Genomic DNA, 3,109 nt, shown 5'->3' with positions numbered 1-3,109 from the left:
TTGCCTTATTTATTTAAATATTTTAATTTAGAAAACTAATTGCTATTTTATGTCTAGCTAAATTCTTCACTTTCTTCGTTTGACTTTAAACATAAGGTTATAACTTGCCTAAACTCTATTTCATTTAATTGTGCTTTATCTAATCCTTTAGATACCCACATTTTACTATCCCTAATTTCATCCATAGGGCTGTATTTTCCCAGCCACTTATCAGAGCTTTCAAAATCTTTATCGTGATATATGGTGGAAATCAGGCCTTCTTCTAGTCTGTGTCTTTCTTTCACGTCCTCAACTTCAAAACATACAAATTCAAATCTTTCTTTCATATAATTACTTATCTTTTCTTCTAAGGTTGATTCAACTTCCATATCTCTAAGTTCTGCATACTTACTTTCATTGACTTTATCATTAAAATTGATATTCCAAATATATAAGTAATAATGTTCATTATAAGATAAGATAGATTTTCCTATATTCTTCCTAAAAAAGCTACTATCTTTAAAACCATTTTTATAGTGATTCTTAATTCTCACAATTAATTTATTGTCATTATCATGAGTTCCTATCCTTACGATTCTATCCATATCCTTATATTTTTCTTTTTTGTCTAAAACTATATAAATACCATTAGTAAATGGAATTTCATCAAGATTATTATAATTATATCTTTTCATGGAATTAAAAAGTATATGTAATTTTTCCCCATATGAAATTTTACATCCATGCCCTTCATCTAACTCTTCTCTTAAGAAGTTAATCTTATCCTCAACAGATAAATTATTAAAGGGTGTGCCTACTTTTTTTAAAAACTTTATATAATTTTTATAATAGCTTCTATCTGCTAAAATAATATACTCATCTTCATGTATATCAGTAAAATTATTTAACTGCTCTAAAATCTCAAGAGACCATAATCTATTTTCCATCTCACTTCTAAAACTAGCTGACTCATTATAAGATGGTGTATAATCTCTTTCTTTTACAAGCCCATATCTTGAGGTTAGTATGTAAATTTCGTCTGCAATCTTTTTTCCATAATCCATGGATAGCTTAAACAGTTGACTTTCTTTATCTATATCCTTAACTAAATTAAATCCAGTCTTCTTCCCATTGGCGCATGATATTAATACAATTTTACTCAATAACATTCCCCCCTATTTTACAATACATAAAACATTATTCCAAGTAAATGAGCTATACTTCCAAGTAATACAAATACATGGAAAATGCAATGCATATAACTTTTATTTCTTCCTATTCCATATAAAACAGCTCCAACTGTATAGAAAATTCCCCCTGCTAAAATATACATAAATCCATTCCAAGTAAGAGCTTCAATAGCTACTGGAATTACTACAATTATTCCCCAGCCCATTACCAAATTACATATCATAGCAAATACAGCATACTTTTTTAAATCAATTGCATTAAAAATTATAGCTACTATTGCAAGAGACCACTCTATAATAAATACTCCCCATCCTACAGTTGAGTTTACTGGCTTTATAGCACATAGTGCAATTGGAGTATATGTACCTGCTATTAAAATATAAATAGCACAATGATCTAATACCTGGAAAACTCTCTTTGCAATACCATCTTTTAGGCCATGATATATGGACGACATAGAGTACAATAAAATCATTGTGATGCCATATACTACGGATGTAGCTATGGCTATAATATTGTGATGCCATGCAGAAATTGCTACACATAAAACTAGGCCTATTACACCAATAGCACCACCTACTATATGAGATATATAATTAAATCTCTCCTCTGCTATAGAATAGTTAGGTAACTTTCTATCAATTAACTTTGTTCTCATATTATTCCTCCTACTTCTTTTCAAATCCTTCTTATACAAATATCTGTATTTTTATTTTTACACATTAATTATAGTACACTCTTCAACTTTCCAATTCCTTCTTATACGAAAATTCTAATTAATACTTTATGATATTTAAACTAAATTATCATATTTTATTTTGAATGTCAAAACTTTTGCTTTACAATATTTTTTCTTGATGATAGTATATTTTATAGTAACAAAAATTTGGAGGATTAAAAAATGATAAAAATAGTATGTGATAGTATTTCTGATTTACCACAGGAAATACTTGCGAAATATAATGTTGATATAGTACCTTTAACAGTAATTTTCAATGGTACAGAGTATTTAGACGGAGAAAATTTAACAACTAAAGAATTTTATAAAATGCTTAGAGAAAGTAATAGCATGCCAAAAACTTCTCAAGCCACATATATACAGTTTAAATCTATATTTGAAAAATATGATACAGATACAGAAATAATTTATATTGCTGGATCATCAAAAGCTTCTGGAACTTATCAAAGTGCAATGTTAGCTAAAAATGATGGCCATGATAATGTATTCATATTTGATACTGAAAACCTAGCTATAGGGAGTGCTCTATTTGTAATAAAAGCTTGCGAAATGGTTGAGTCGGGTCACTCTGTTCAAGAGATTCTTTCTACTTTAGAAAAATATAAAAATAATGTTGAAGTTACTTTCTCAGTTGATACTTTAGAATATTTAAAAATGGGAGGAAGAATTTCTTCTACTAAAGCCGCACTTGGAAATTTATTATCGATTAAACCTATTTTAGAAGTTAAAGATGGTTTAGTGGCACAAAAATCCCAAGTTAGAGGTAAAAAACAGATTTATTCAACTTTAGCAAAAACTATTGTAAATAGATTTGGTAAAGATTTAAAAGAAAAAACTATTATTATTGGTTGTGGAGATAATCAAGAAGATTTAGAAATAATGAAAGAAGCTTTAGAAAAGGAAGCAGAAGTTAAAAACATTTATTATGTTAATATAGGATGTGTTATCTGCTCTCATTCTGGGCCAGGCGTTATGGGAATATCTTGCATGTAATAAAAAAAAATCAAAATAGACTTAGATAGCTGCCAAGTATTCTATCTAAGACTATTTTGATTTAAAATAATACGGCTTTTAATATGTTTTTAGAATTATTTATATTACAGTCCAAGTAATATTGTTAATCCCTTATATCATTTATATATATAGTGTACATTATAAATAATTTCATGTAAGTTGTCTAAACAACACTATTCAAGAAGA

3 protein-coding genes are annotated in these 3,109 nt (G+C 27.9%); 1 reads left to right on the top strand and 2 read right to left on the bottom strand.

What is annotated here, in order from left to right; genetic code table 11:
- Positions 1-53: 53 nt before the first annotated feature.
- Positions 54-1,142: a DUF6884 domain-containing protein gene (locus NSA58_RS17875; RefSeq protein WP_052232908.1), complete on the bottom strand. Its 1,089-nt coding sequence runs from the start codon at positions 1,140-1,142 to the stop codon at positions 54-56.
- 17 nt (positions 1,143-1,159) lie between these two features.
- The gene (gene trhA / locus NSA58_RS17870) at positions 1,160-1,828 is read right to left on the bottom strand and encodes a PAQR family membrane homeostasis protein TrhA (protein WP_039679025.1); all 669 of its coding nucleotides are present in this window, start codon (positions 1,826-1,828) and stop codon (positions 1,160-1,162) included.
- Between the two features lie 243 nt (positions 1,829-2,071).
- On the opposite strand from trhA, the gene NSA58_RS17865 reads away from it, so the two are divergent.
- Complete coding sequence (locus NSA58_RS17865; protein WP_074079737.1) at positions 2,072-2,902, top strand: DegV family protein; 831 nt, start codon at positions 2,072-2,074, stop codon at positions 2,900-2,902.
- Positions 2,903-3,109 lie beyond the last annotated feature (207 nt).

This window comes from Terrisporobacter muris, from assembly GCF_024621905.1.
Taxonomy (GTDB): domain Bacteria; phylum Bacillota; class Clostridia; order Peptostreptococcales; family Peptostreptococcaceae; genus Terrisporobacter; species Terrisporobacter muris.
This window is presented reverse-complemented; position numbering and strand designations above follow the sequence as displayed.